Origin of the sequence: Pseudosulfitobacter koreensis (assembly GCF_024733015.1) — a bacterium.
GTDB classification, from domain to species: Bacteria; Pseudomonadota; Alphaproteobacteria; order Rhodobacterales; family Rhodobacteraceae; genus Pseudosulfitobacter; species Pseudosulfitobacter koreensis.
The window spans coordinates 1-12,279 of sequence record NZ_JANKJG010000010.1; the positions used below are offsets into that span (position 1 = coordinate 1).

Genomic DNA, 12,279 nt, shown 5'->3' on the forward strand with positions numbered 1-12,279 from the left:
CTCAGAAGCTGCAAAGAAAACACGAAAGGAGACGCAGCCATTGACCAAATCATGACCGCTGATAAACAATAAAGGGTGGGTCAAATCTCGGTGAAAATACCGGGTCAGTTCTCAATGAAAACCAACAAACAAACAGCGGCCGGATGACCTTTTTATACCAGCGGAGCGTTTCCAGACCCCGCAAGCGGCTGGACGCCGATATGGTCGCATGGAGCGTCTTTCGGTTCTTCACGTATGCAGAGGGGATCGTAATGCGCCCGTCGTCCGTCTTGCGTTGTCCGAGGTGAAGCCAAGCGGCGCTGCCGCGGAAGGTCGTCTTCAAGACGCTCGAGACGCGCGCCGGGATCGCGTCGGTTTCCAGGGCCGCGAAGGCCGCGCATGTCCCGAAGCGACGCGCCTTCTCGAGTTGCTGCTCGGCTTCACGGCCCGTTGTCATCTGGGCAGCTTTCAAGTGCAGGATCGCCTTCTTCCTGAGCTGGATGTGGAGTGACAGGAATCGAATTCGCGCGTTCATGTCGGTTACCACACTCCGACAGAAGGAGCGGACGTGTGGGGACATTTCGGTCCGACTGCGGCTGCCCGTCTTGAGCCATCGATCCGTGTCGAGGATCATTCTTACGGAAGAAGTATCTTCGCCGTTGCGCTCTAAAAGCGGAATGAGGCATTCGAAATAACCCCGAGCGGTGCGAGGCGTGATGGCGCCGACTCCATCATTTTTGTTTAGGTCGCGTAGCATTTGAACGACAGTAACCAAAACCCGCTCATCGAAGGCCGCCGCTATGGTGTTCAGTTCAGTGAGCTTCAAAGCGTCGGCACGTTCTGCCGTTGTGATGATCTTCTTGGCGGCATTGAGGTAGGGTGTGGGGGAGACGCCGCCCGTAAAAGCGTTGTCTGTTATCGACCAGCGTCCTCGAGATGCAAGGTCAACCCAAGTGTCCAGTTCCTGCATCAAGGATGCTGGAATTGCGACTTTCTCAGCCCGTTCTGGCCGGACGAAGCCAATGATCTCCGCTGGCAGGATACGCTGTATCCGCCGATCCGTTATGACGCGTGACTGATCGACGAGATCGAGCGCTGCTACGACAGCGTTCTTTGCCGCTTTCGTAGGTGCAGCTCGGTAAAGACAAAAAGCGACGTCCGGATCAATGTCGCTTACCCGGATCTCCAGCTTTCTGGCTGTATCCGCGCAGCTTTGGATACAGATGAGCTGCTTCGGATGAAGCTCGAACGGAGAGGGTCGGCCCTTCTCTGCAATTTCCCGCAGCACAGCCAGAAGCCAGGCCCAATCGTCGCGCCGCGACCTGCGCTCCTTCTGAGCCGCGATGGTGCCGGTCGCGCCATTGATTGCCGCCGAGACGTTGCGCTTCCAGCGCTTGGCAGCGCAGAAGGACTTGCCCCAGGAACGAACATATTCCTTGTTTGGAAAAATGCTCTGAAACTGCGTCGTGCAAGCTGGAATTTGGTCAGGCGTCCGACCGATCAGCCTTGCTGCTTTTCGGACGGCTTGCGCATAGGTTCGCCGAGCGGCATCCCCGAGAGGGCATTCGTCGCGTTCGAGCCACGCGAGCACTCCCTGGAGATTCTTCTCTCCGGATGTCGCTTTGTCGCCAAGGCCCTGGAAATTATCTTCAAAGGGATTGAAAGTCATGGGTCTCACTTCCTTGATTTGGCCGTTCATCGTTCAGATTGGCCGTTCTTCGTTATGACGAAGCGGAAATTGACAGGCAGTCTGCAAGAAAAGCCGGAACAATCTTGCCGGGTGTTTGTCATCTTTTCCGTTCTTCGTCGGGGGTGTCACTTAATCGTTCCCGGTGGCCGCAGATCGCACGGCAGCCCACGGATCGAATGAGTTGCAAACGGGCTTCTGCTGCCGGGCCTTCGAGGCTTCCGGCGAGAGCATCGGTGTCGTCGAGACGCGCTTGTAGTGAGGAACGGGCAATCCTGCTTGCCAGGCGCGTAGCTGTGCCCTTCGCCAAAGCATGGGTTTTTTCCGCAGTGGGATCGGATCTGGAAAACCCGCATCGGGCTTCGCCAAGTTGCGCCGCCGGGCGGAGCGCGGCGACTCCCCCAGGATGCCCGCGACGTCGTCAGCCGTGCAGTGTAGCAGCTTCAGTTCGTCCCAGCGCGAACGTGGCGGTGGGGCAAGACCCTCGGACGCCCAAATGGAATACCACGCGTATCGGCCGCCGAAGTGGCGAACGCCGACCTTTCGTGCCAGCTCACGGGCTGCCCTGGCCGAAGGCAGTCTCCAATACTTGGCAAGCTCTTCAGCACTCGCCGAACCTGGGTCCTTGCTGATGTTTTTCATGTCTGAGCCTCCTTCTGAGAAGGAGATCGGATCGCGCAGGATCGGGGGGAAATGGCCGTGGCAGGTTCAAGGACGCGTTCGGTCTGCGCCGCCTCACAAACCACTTGACGCGTTCGAGGGCGCTTTTGCTGTAAGGGAAATTGACCAAATCTTGCCCACACTCGGTGCCGTTCAGTGCCTCTCAGTGCCACTTGAGTCGATTTTCGGGTGTGGTAAGGTTTTTCAGCAGAAGGGCAGAATCGCCTTGTAATCCCTATGTTTGCTTGGCTATACGCGTCGACGGAGATGTGGCCGAGTGGTCGAAGGCGCTCCCCTGCTAAGGGAGTAGGCCCGGAAGGGTCTCGAGGGTTCGAATCCCTTCGTCTCCGCCACTACCCCCGTTTGCCGGTCCGAACAAACCTGCGTAAAAGTTCGCTCATGCCGCGCGCGTGGCTTGCAGTCGGGGTCGCGCGGCTTAGGTCCACCGAAATGAAATACTGGATCATACTCCTTCTGAGCCTGCTCACTGCCTGCGGGCGTGGCGTTCCTGACGATGCGCGGATTGTCGTGGCGGGGGATTCCGTCATGGCGTGGAACCGCGCGGCGGGGGCTTCGGTGGCCGATGTCCTGCAGGAGCGGCTGGGCGCGCCGGTGGGGGATGTGTCGCTGTCCCTGGCGCAGGTTGCAGGTGGACGCGGTCCGCTGAACATTCCTGCGCAGCTTGACGGGGTCCGGGCAGATTGGGTGGTGCTGAACGGCGGCTCGAACGATCTGAGCGGGGGGTGCGATTGTTCCGATTGCGGTGCCGTGCTGGATCGGCTGATCTCGCAGGATGGCACCCAAGGGGCGATCCCAGCGCTGGTGGCCGATCTGAGGGCGCGTGGCTCGAATGTGATCTGGGCCGATTATTACACTTCTCCGCGCTATGCGGGCACCACCTGCGAGCCGCCCTACCGGGTGCTTGAAGAGCGTGTGGCCCGGATGGCACAGGCCGATCCGGGCGTCACGCTGGTCGACATGGACGATGTGTTTCGCCCCGACGATCCGTCGCTTTTCGCAGCCGACCGGCTGCACCCGTCGCGCAAGGGCTCTGCCCGCATCGCCGCCCAGATCGCACCGCTGCTGACGCGCGGGGAATAAGCGTCGCCGTGGGCCTGTCTCAGACGCCGGCGACCCGCTGACCCGGCCTCAGAAACCCGACCGCCACTGCCGATGCGGCCACCATGGCCGCCGCTGTGCCGAACATCAGGGGCAGGCCGCCCAGCTGATAGGTCAGTCCCGACAACAGCGTTCCGGCCAGGCGTCCGGCGGCATTGGCCATGTAGTAGAAACCGACGTCCATTGTCACGCGCTCGGCCTGGGTGAACGACAGGATCAGATAGGAGTGCAGGGACGAATTCACCGCAAAGATCGCGCCGAAGGCCAGCAGTCCGGCAACCACGGTGACGGTCAGCCATGTCTGCGGCGCAGGCGCAATTGTGGCCGCGATGGTCAGCACAACCGGCACCACAAGAAGCGTCCAGGCCCAGCCGCGCGCTGCGGCAACCAGCTCGGGTTCCGGTCGGCTTTTGGCGCGCAGGATGCGGGGCGCATTTGCCTGCACCAAACCATAGAGGATCACCCAACCGGCCATGAACGTGCCGATCTGAAAGAACGCCGCACGGTTGCCCTCGACCGTGCCATCTGACAGCACGGCGTAAAAATAGATCGGGATGCCTACGACGAACCAGACATCCCGTGCGCCGAACAGAAAGACACGAGCGGCGCTCAGCCAGTTTACGTTGGCCGATTTCGAAAACACTTCGGAGAATTTGGCACCCCTGCGCCCCTTCGGCAGTCCGGGCGGCATCGCGATCAACACCGCCACCAATATCGCGCCAAGGATCGCAGCCATCCCAAGCACGGCCCAGACGAACCCAAGCGTTGCCAGCAAGGTGGCCCCCAGAAGGAAACCCGCGCCTTTCACCATGTTCTTCGAGCCGGTCAAAAGCGCCACCCAGCGAAACAGCCCTTCGCCCTCGGGTGCCAACAGCTTGACCGCGGATTTCGACGACATCTTGGCCAGATCCTTCGCGACACCGCTTGCGCCCTGCACCAGCATGACGAACAGAACCGAGACACTGACCGTCCAGGCGGGATCAAGCTGCGCCAGGGCAAGCAAGGCCAGCACCTGCAATCCGAGGCCCGCATAAAGCGTCGAGGTCAGACCGAACCGTGCGGCGATCCAGCCTGCGCACAGGTTGGTCACCACGCCCGCGATCTCGTAGAACACGAAGAGATAGGCAAGCTGGACCGGTGAAAAGCCCAGCGTATGAAAATGCAGCAGCACCAACATGCGCAGCGCGCCATCGGTCAGCATGAACGCCCAGTAGGAGGCCGTGACCGCAATATAGGCGGACAGGCCTTCGGGCCGTGCAGCAGCCTGGGTCACAGCCGGTCACCCACCATGCAGGCCACATCGACCAGCCGGTGCGCATAGCCCATTTCATTGTCGTACCAGGCGTAAATCTTCACCTGGGTGCCATTGACGACTTTGGTCGAAGGCGCATCGACGATGCCGGAACGTTTGTCGTTGGTATAGTCAGTCGACACCAGCGGGCGTTCTTCATATCCCAGAATGCCCTTCAGGGGCCCCTCTGCCGCCGCCTTGAACAGGGCGTTCACCTCTTCGGCTGTCGTGGCGCGTTCCACCTCGAACACGCAGTCGGTCAACGAGCCGTTCAGCAGTGGCACCCGCACGGCGTGGCCGTTCAGCCGCCCCTTAAGGTCGGGATAGATCAGGGTGATGGCGGTCGCACTGCCCGTGGTGGTCGGGATCAGCGAATTCAGCGCCGAACGGGCGCGGCGCAGATCCCTTGCCGGGCGGTCCACGATGGTCTGGGTGTTGGTGACATTGTGGATCGTGGTGATTGACCCGTGCCGGATTTTCAGGGCCTGGTGGATGACCTTGACCACCGGTGCCAGACAGTTGGTGGTGCAGCTTGCGGCGGTCACGATGCGGTGGCGGTCAGCGTCGTAGATGTCTTGATTGACACCATAGACGATGTTTGCGGCATCGCCGTCCTTGACCGGGGCCGACACGATCACCTTTTTCACGCCCGCCTCGAAATAGGGCGCAAGCGCTGCTTCCGACTTGAAGACGCCGGTGCAGTCGATCACGACATCGGCACCCTCCAGCGGCAGGGCAGAAAGGTCGCGCGTGCCGATGAACGGCAGGCGCACGCCGTCAATCGTGACACTGTCCGCATCATGAGCAAAATCGGCCTGCCACCGCCCGTGCACCGTGTCGAATTCGAACAGGTGGGCGTGCATCTCGGGGTCGCCGACCGCGTCGTTGATCCATGCAATTTCAGCCCCCCGCGCCAGCAGGGGTTTCAGCGCCAGCTTGCCGATGCGGCCAAGGCCATTGAGGGCATAAACGGTCATGTAAGCAGTCCTTCCGTGGTGGATTGGCCAATGTCATCGACAGCCCTTTGCAATGAAAGACGGTCAAGTGCAGCAAAGGGCAGGGCGGTAAAGGCGATCATGCGGTTGCGCAGCGCGCCGTATGTGTGCTGGAACGCCAGGCTTTTTTCCGCGTCCGACCCTTCGGCCTTGACCGGGTCGGGCAGCCCCCAATGCGCGCTGATCGGCTGCCCCTGCCACGCGGGGCAATCCTCGTTTGCGGCCTGATTGCAGACGGTAAAGACAAAATCGAAATCGGGCGCGTTTTCGGTTTGAAACGCCGCCACGTTCTTCGAGTGCAGGACCGACAGGTCGTGCTTCTTGTTCCTCAACACCTCAAGCGCAAAGGGATTGATCTCGGAGCGTGGTTTGGTGCCTGCGGAATATGCGTTGAACCGGTCGCCTGCCAGATCACGCAGGATCGATTCCGCAAAGATCGAGCGGGCGGAATTGGCCGTGCAGATGAACAGCACATTGTACTTGCGGTCAGGCATGGGCCGGTTTCCGGTCAAGACAGGAAAAATGTTCGGGGTGCAAATTTCGGGCCGACCCCTGCAACAGTCGAGCAGGAGAAAATCAATCGTTTCGCGCGCCGCAGCCATGTCGATGGCATAAAGCAGCGAGGTTCCCACGCGGTCTTGCGTGATCAGACCCGCCTGCCTGAGCGCGTTCACATAGGTCGAAAGCGTGTTCGGCTTCAGGCCAAGCGCCTGCGCCAGTTCGGTTGCGGGCACCCGGTCGGGATAGCGACGCATCAGCAGCCGGAACAGGGCCAGACGCTGCGGATGGCCAAGGGTGGCGAGTCGGGATGAGAATATTGATTCCATAATTCACGAATATATGAACTATGAAGTGAGGCAAGTGAAGTTTTTGCGATGCCCGTGCTGGCCATTTCCGGGTGCTGGATGAAAGGCGTCAGTCCTGAAATGGCCAGGGTCCCGCAAAGTTGCCCACCGGGATCACATCCGACACCAGACCGGGGCCCGGATGGTCGATCCAGCGACAAACTGAGAAGCCGCCCGGTTCCAGCACCAGGTGCAGCGCGGCATCAGGCAGGTGATCGGTTAGCACCGCATGGCAGGTGGCGGGCGCGATCTGGCAGGTCACACGCCCGATCTGGCCAGTCATCGCGCGGTGGACATGGCCCGAAATCATCCGCACGGGGGCAGGGTGCGCCTGCAACCGTTCGATCATGGCAGCGCCATCGCGCAGGTTGTCGGCATCCATCGCGGGTATCCCGCTGTGCATCCACGGGTGGTGCGTGGCGACAACGACGGGTTGGTCGCCACGCGCCGCAAGCGAGGCGTCGAGAAAGGCCAGCCCGTCGGGGCCGAGTTCGCCGTGATGGGCACCTTCAAGCAGCGTGTCGAGGGCGATCACTACGAACGGGCCAAAGTCGCGCACCCAGTGAACCGGGCCGCGCGCGGGCATCCACGGCGCGTCGGCAAAGGCTGTGCGCATCGCGTCGCGCTGGTCGTGATTGCCCGGAATCGCCAGCCAGGGCAGGTTCAGCCCTGCCATCAACGTTGCGAAATGCGCATATTCCTGCGGCGTCCCATGATCCGTCAGATCGCCCGTGACGATGGCGCAGTCAATCCCGTCGAACAGGGACAGTTTGGCGTTGATCGTCTCGATCGCTCGGCGCAGGGCCGAAGCGCTGTCGGAACGTTCGCAGACGAGCGCGCCGGGCTCGACGATATGGGTGTCGGTGATCTGGATGAAACCGGGCATCAGGCTGCCACTCCCTTGGGCAGGATCAAAAGCGCTTCGGGGGCGATAGACAGGCGCACGTTCTCGCCCTGCTGCGGCGCGCTCAGGCCCGAATGCAGTGCGATCAGCAGCGTGTCCGACGCGCCCGACAACGCGATCCGGTAGTGCGTGCCGAGAAAGGTAACGGTCTCAACGCGGGCCGTGATAGGCCCCTGCGGGTCGAGACGAATGTCTTCTGCACGAACCAGAACCTCGCTGCCGCGCGCAGGCCCCGGCAAGGGCAGGATACCGCCCGGCAGGTGCAGCCGGTCGCCCTCGATCCGTCCCTCCAGTGGCATGGCATCGCCGACGAAACGCGCGACGAACCCGGTGGCAGGATTGCGGTAAAGCGCCTCGGGTGTGCCGATCTGGGCCACTTCGCCCAGGCTCATCACCGCGACACGGTCGGCGATGGCCATCGCTTCGTTCTGGTCGTGGGTGACGAAAATCGCGGTGATCCCGAACTGGCGCAACAGCAACGCCAGCTCGTCGCGCAACTGGCTGCGCAGGGCGGCATCCAGCGCCGAAAGCGGCTCGTCCAGCAACAGCACCCGCGGGCGCGGCGCCATTGCGCGGGCCAGAGCCACGCGCTGCCGCTGCCCGCCCGACAGTGCGGTGATCGCGCGGTCGGCATACCCGTCCAGACGGCACAGCGCGATGACCTCGTTCACCCGCGCCTCGATCTCGGTCTTGGGCAGTTTCTGCATCTTCAGCCCATATCCGATGTTGCCGCGCACGGACATGTTGGGAAACAGCGCATAGGATTGAAACACCATGCCGATCTTGCGGGTCTCGACCGATTGTCTTGTCACGTCTTCGCCGTCGAAAACAATCTTCGCGCCTGCATCAGGTGTCTCCAGCCCGGCGATCATTCGCAGCAGCGTGGACTTGCCGCAGCCCGACGGCCCCAACAGCGAGACAATCTCGCCCTTCGCGATTTCCAGATCGGTGGGCAGCAGCGCCTGAACGCCGCCCGGAAATGTCTTGGCGATATTGGTAAGCGTCAGCGTCATTGCATGATCCTTTGGGCGCGGGCACTGGCCCATTGCATGGCCATCAACAGGGGAACGATCATCACGAAGAAGACCAGCGTATAGGCCGAGGCCACTTCGAGCCGCATCGAGGCATAGCTGTCGGCCAGCCCCACGGGGAGGGTTTTCAGATAGGGCGTGTGCAGCATCCATGTCAGATTGAACTCGCCGATCGACAGGGTGACGACGGTCAGCGCTCCGGCGAGAATACCCGGCAAGGCGTTAGGCACCACGATGTCGAAAAAGCGTCGCGCAGGGCCGGCACCAAGCGAGGCTGCCCCTTCTTCAAGCACCTTGAGATCAATGGCGGCCAGCACCGACAGGACCGACCTTACCATGAACGGCAGCGTATACAGAACATGACCCACAAGGATGAAGGTCCAGCTGGTTCGGAACCCCTGCAAAGTGCCGTAAAGCTGCAAAAGCGCCAGCGCCAGCGCCAGACCGGGGATGGCCAGCGGCAGCGAGATGAATTCCTCCAGCACCCGCGACGCGCGGCCCGGATTGCGCGCCAGCGCATAGGCGGCGGGCACGCCCAGGATCAGGGTGACGACCAGACAGGCCAGCGCGATCCAGATCGACAGCAGGATGCTGCCGGAATAAAGCTCAAGCACCCTCGCGACCCATTTCAACGTCAGGCCAGAAGACAGACCGCGGAAATAGTTGACGGTCAGCCCCGCCAGCACCGACTGGATGATCGGGATCAGCAGAAAGGCGCAGGCCAGCAGCGTGACGATCAGCGGAATGGCTTTGCTCAGGGATTTCATCGCTTCAGCCTCCCGCCGCGACGGTGCCGCCAGAGAAGCTGCGCGCGATCAGCAGCATGGTCCAGGTCACCAGCCCCAGGATCACCGACAGCGCCGAGGCCATGGCAATGTTCGCCGACAGGGTGAATTCGGTGTAGATCACCATCGGCAACACGTCGATGTCGGTTGCCAGCGTGAATGCGGTGCCGAACGCCCCCATCGCGGTTGCAAAGGCGATGGCCCCCGCCGCGATCAGCGCAGGCGAAAGTGCGGGCAACAGAACGTCGATGACAATGCGGTGCTGCGGCGCGCCCAGCGTCTGCGCGGCCTCTTCCAGCGCGGGGTCGATCTTTTCGGCGGCGGCCATGACGGTCAGCAGCACGCGCGGGATCGAGAAATAGAGATAGCCCAGAAATAAGCCCGTAATCGAATAGGCAAAGACCCAGTGACCGGGCAGGATCTGGTTCACCAAGCCCTGACGCCCGCCCAGCAGGATGATCATAAAGCCCACGACCACCCCCGGAAAGGCAAGCGGCAAGGTCAGGATCGACAGCAACGTATTGCGCCCGACAAAGCGGTTGCGCACCAGAAACAGACCTGCCGTGGTCGAGATCGCCAGCGCCGCTGCCGTGACGGCCAGCGATACCACGACCGTCTGCACCAGTGTCGAGACATAGCGCGGGGTCTGGATGATCTTGAGGTAGATCGCCCAACCCGCTTCGCTCTCGCCCGAGGCAAGGATCAACCGCCCAAGCGGGATCGCCAGAAACGCCAGCGTGAACACCGCCAGCGGCAGCAGGCAGAGCATTAAGAATTGTCGTTGGCCCATAACGGCGGCTCCGATGCCAAAAAAGGGGACCGGGCAGGCATATCCTTTGCCCGGTCCGAACGGGTTTGGGGAGTTACTTGACTTCGTTCAGGTAACGCTCGCCAAAGGCTGCTTGTGCGCGTTCCATCTCGGCGTAATCCACGGCAACCGCACGCTCGTAATCAGAGGCGGGCAGGAACTTGTCGGCCACATCCGCAGGCAGCTCGACAGGGCGGGCCGGTTGCAGATAGGCGTTGGTCCAGATCGCCTGACCCTCATCCGACAGGATGAAATCCAGCACACGCTTGCCGGTGTCCGGGTTCGGCGCGTCTGCCACCAGGCTCATGACATAAGGCACGCGCACCGAACCTTCGCAGGGCAGCACGAATTCGAAATTGCCGTCTTCTTCGTATTTGCCGCGATAGGCGTTGAAATCGTAATCGAAAAGGATCGGGATTTCCCCCGAAACCACGCGCGCGAACGAGGTTTGCTTGGGCACGATGGGGTCGTTTTCGGCAAGGGCATTGAAGTATTCGATCGCAGGATCGAAGTTGCCCAGATCGCCGCCATTGGCCAGGTTCACTGCCACGGCACCGGCATAACCGACAAAGGCGGACGACGGATCAAGATAGCCCACCATGCCGCGATATTCGGGCTTGGTCAGGTCCGCGAAACACTGTGGTACTTCGGCACCGCCAAGCGCATCGACGTTCACGAAAAAGCCCAGCGTGCCGTAGTGGATGGCAAACCAGCGGCCTTCGGGATCTTTCAGGCCATCGGGGATATCTTCAAAGCCTGCTGGTTTGTAGGGCTCAACGACACCTTCGTTGCCAGCCTTGATGCCTGTGGTCACACCGTAATAGGCCACATCGGCCACGGGCGCGGCGCGCTCGGCCAAAAGCTGGCTGAGGGTCTGGCCCGAGTTCTTGTTGTCGTGCGGCATTTGCACGTCAAGCTTCTCGTCGATGGCTTCCAGCATCGAGGCCCAGTCAGCCCACTGTGGCGGGCAGTTGTAGCAGATGGCGTCGTCTGCAAAGGCCGGAGCGGCAATCGCGGTTGCAAGAAGCGCTGAGAGAACAGTATGTTTCATGGGTTCATCCTTGTTTGAGATCGGTCTTGAGCGAGTGAACAGACGGCGGCCGGGGGCGAACCTGGTCGTCGTCACGGCTTTTCGTGCGCGGGGGTGCCAGCGTGGCACCTGCACGAAAATCAAAGGGCAGGGGCGGGCGCTGCACGCCGGGATTTCCCTGCATCATATCCAGAAGCGTCTGCGCGGCCTGTCGGCCCATGGCGTCCGGCGCGGTCTCGATGGTGGCCAGCGGCACGTCCAGCAGCCGCCCGATTTCGATACCGTCGAAGCCCACGACCGACAGATCCCTCGGCACGCTCTTGCCCATCAGGCGCGCGGCTTTTTGAACCGCGATGGCCAGAAAGTCGTTCGACGCAAAAATCGCGGTCAGTCCTTGGTGTGCAGCAAGGATCGCGGCCAGAAGCTCGGGCGTATTGGCCTCGGCCTCGCCCAATTCGATCAGCGCCGGATCTGGCATGCCGCGCGCACGGCATCCGGCGTGAAACCCGGCATAACGGTTGCGCGACCGGTCCGAAGTGGAAAATCGCAGCGCCAGAAACGCCGTCTGCCGGTGGCCAAGGTCCGCGAACCGCCGCGCCACCTCGCGCGCCGCCTCGAAGTTGTCGACATGGGCGGTGAGAAAGCCATCGATGGGATCATGAAACATCAGCGAAACCGGCAGCCCTCGCTGGCGCGCCTGCTTCAGCGCCGCACTGCGTTCGGGCGCGACCATCGTCACGATCAGCCCGTCGACTTCTTTGGCGGCAAGCGTCGCGATGGCCTCGTTGTCGGCCTCGCCGTCATAGTTCGAACTGGCGATCAGCAGTTGGTATCCTGTGCCTGCCAACGTCTCCTGCACGCCCTGCACCGCTTCGGCAAAGACCGGGTTGGCGAGCGATGGCACCAGGCAGCCGATTGTCATGCTGCGCCCCCCTTGCAGCGCCCGCCCAAGGGCGCTGAAGGAAAAACCCAGATCCTGTGCCGCGGTCTCGACACGGGCGCGAACTTCGGGGCTGGCGGGGCCGGATTTGTTCAGGACCCGGCTTGCCGTGGCGATACCGCACCCCGCCTCGCGTGCGACGTCCTTGATCGTGACTTTCTGCCGGTTGTCCATCTGATGTACCCGCGTGGAAACGTTTCCACAT

12 protein-coding genes and 1 tRNA gene are annotated in these 12,279 nt (G+C 61.8%); 2 read left to right on the plus strand and 11 right to left on the minus strand.

Annotated elements, in window-relative coordinates; translation table 11 throughout:
- Positions 1-49 precede the first annotated feature (49 nt).
- Together NTA49_RS13095 and NTA49_RS13100 are read right to left on the minus strand one after the other, a co-directional pair.
- The gene (locus NTA49_RS13095) at positions 50-1,648 is read right to left on the minus strand and encodes a hypothetical protein (protein ID WP_258295244.1); all 1,599 of its coding nucleotides are present in this window, start codon (positions 1,646-1,648) and stop codon (positions 50-52) included.
- Positions 1,649-1,798: 150 nt separating this feature from the next.
- The gene (locus NTA49_RS13100) at positions 1,799-2,308 is read right to left on the minus strand and encodes a hypothetical protein (protein WP_258295245.1); all 510 of its coding nucleotides are present in this window, start codon (positions 2,306-2,308) and stop codon (positions 1,799-1,801) included.
- Positions 2,309-2,589: 281 nt separating this feature from the next.
- Between NTA49_RS13100 and NTA49_RS13105 the strand changes: the two genes are divergently transcribed.
- Positions 2,590-2,679 (plus strand) — tRNA-Ser (locus NTA49_RS13105).
- Positions 2,680-2,776: 97 nt separating this feature from the next.
- Entirely contained in the window at positions 2,777-3,427 is a 651-nt protein-coding gene (locus NTA49_RS13110) for an SGNH/GDSL hydrolase family protein (RefSeq protein ID WP_258295246.1), read from the plus strand.
- A gap of 19 nt (positions 3,428-3,446) precedes the next feature.
- On the opposite strand, the gene arsJ is transcribed toward NTA49_RS13110, so the two are convergent.
- From arsJ to NTA49_RS13155, 9 genes are all read right to left on the minus strand, one after another.
- Positions 3,447-4,718, minus strand: coding sequence for an organoarsenical effux MFS transporter ArsJ (gene arsJ, locus NTA49_RS13115; RefSeq protein WP_258295247.1), 1,272 nt, complete (start codon positions 4,716-4,718; stop codon positions 3,447-3,449).
- Positions 4,715-5,713 carry an ArsJ-associated glyceraldehyde-3-phosphate dehydrogenase gene (locus NTA49_RS13120; RefSeq protein WP_258295248.1) on the minus strand — a complete coding sequence of 333 codons (999 nt, stop codon included), beginning with the start codon at positions 5,711-5,713 and terminating at the stop codon, positions 4,715-4,717. Before NTA49_RS13120 ends, arsJ begins: the two co-directional genes overlap by 4 nt.
- Positions 5,710-6,558 carry an arsenate reductase/protein-tyrosine-phosphatase family protein gene (locus tag NTA49_RS13125; RefSeq protein WP_258295249.1) on the minus strand — a complete coding sequence of 283 codons (849 nt, stop codon included), beginning with the start codon at positions 6,556-6,558 and terminating at the stop codon, positions 5,710-5,712. The genes NTA49_RS13120 and NTA49_RS13125 overlap by 4 nt, the downstream gene beginning before the upstream one ends.
- 88 nt (positions 6,559-6,646) lie before the next feature.
- Positions 6,647-7,462, minus strand: coding sequence for a phosphodiesterase (locus NTA49_RS13130; RefSeq protein ID WP_258295250.1), 816 nt, complete (start codon positions 7,460-7,462; stop codon positions 6,647-6,649).
- Positions 7,462-8,493 carry an ABC transporter ATP-binding protein gene (locus NTA49_RS13135; protein WP_258295251.1) on the minus strand — a complete coding sequence of 344 codons (1,032 nt, stop codon included), beginning with the start codon at positions 8,491-8,493 and terminating at the stop codon, positions 7,462-7,464. The genes NTA49_RS13130 and NTA49_RS13135 overlap by 1 nt, the downstream gene beginning before the upstream one ends.
- Positions 8,490-9,278 carry an ABC transporter permease gene (locus tag NTA49_RS13140; protein ID WP_258295252.1) on the minus strand — a complete coding sequence of 263 codons (789 nt, stop codon included), beginning with the start codon at positions 9,276-9,278 and terminating at the stop codon, positions 8,490-8,492. The genes NTA49_RS13135 and NTA49_RS13140 overlap by 4 nt, the downstream gene beginning before the upstream one ends.
- A 4-nt stretch (positions 9,279-9,282) precedes the next feature.
- The gene (locus NTA49_RS13145; RefSeq protein ID WP_258295253.1) at positions 9,283-10,065 is read right to left on the minus strand and encodes an ABC transporter permease; all 783 of its coding nucleotides are present in this window, start codon (positions 10,063-10,065) and stop codon (positions 9,283-9,285) included.
- Between the two features lie 94 nt (positions 10,066-10,159).
- Positions 10,160-11,155: an ABC transporter substrate-binding protein gene (locus NTA49_RS13150; protein WP_258295254.1), complete on the minus strand. Its 996-nt coding sequence runs from the start codon at positions 11,153-11,155 to the stop codon at positions 10,160-10,162.
- Between the two features lie 4 nt (positions 11,156-11,159).
- Entirely contained in the window at positions 11,160-12,248 is a 1,089-nt protein-coding gene (locus NTA49_RS13155) for a LacI family DNA-binding transcriptional regulator (RefSeq protein ID WP_258295255.1), read from the minus strand.
- Between the last annotated feature and the right edge of the window lie 31 nt (positions 12,249-12,279).

Bases quoted from the DNA above. Each gene is read 5' to 3' on its own strand.
- NTA49_RS13150 (WP_258295254.1), bottom strand. From the start codon at position 11,155: ATGAAACATACTGTTCTCTCAGCGCTTCTTGCAACCGCGATTGCCGCT.
- NTA49_RS13125 (WP_258295249.1), bottom strand. From the start codon at position 6,558: ATGGAATCAATATTCTCATCCCGACTCGCCACCCTTGGCCATCCGCAG.
- NTA49_RS13140 (WP_258295252.1), bottom strand. From the start codon at position 9,278: ATGAAATCCCTGAGCAAAGCCATTCCGCTGATCGTCACGCTGCTGGCC.
- NTA49_RS13095 (WP_258295244.1), bottom strand. From the start codon at position 1,648: ATGACTTTCAATCCCTTTGAAGATAATTTCCAGGGCCTTGGCGACAAA.
- NTA49_RS13120 (WP_258295248.1), bottom strand. From the start codon at position 5,713: ATGACCGTTTATGCCCTCAATGGCCTTGGCCGCATCGGCAAGCTGGCG.
- NTA49_RS13145 (WP_258295253.1), bottom strand. From the start codon at position 10,065: ATGCTCTGCCTGCTGCCGCTGGCGGTGTTCACGCTGGCGTTTCTGGCG.
- NTA49_RS13110 (WP_258295246.1), top strand. From the start codon at position 2,777: ATGAAATACTGGATCATACTCCTTCTGAGCCTGCTCACTGCCTGCGGG.
- NTA49_RS13155 (WP_258295255.1), bottom strand. From the start codon at position 12,248: ATGGACAACCGGCAGAAAGTCACGATCAAGGACGTCGCACGCGAGGCG.
- NTA49_RS13130 (WP_258295250.1), bottom strand. From the start codon at position 7,462: ATGCCCGGTTTCATCCAGATCACCGACACCCATATCGTCGAGCCCGGC.
- NTA49_RS13100 (WP_258295245.1), bottom strand. From the start codon at position 2,308: ATGAAAAACATCAGCAAGGACCCAGGTTCGGCGAGTGCTGAAGAGCTT.
- NTA49_RS13135 (WP_258295251.1), bottom strand. From the start codon at position 8,493: ATGACGCTGACGCTTACCAATATCGCCAAGACATTTCCGGGCGGCGTT.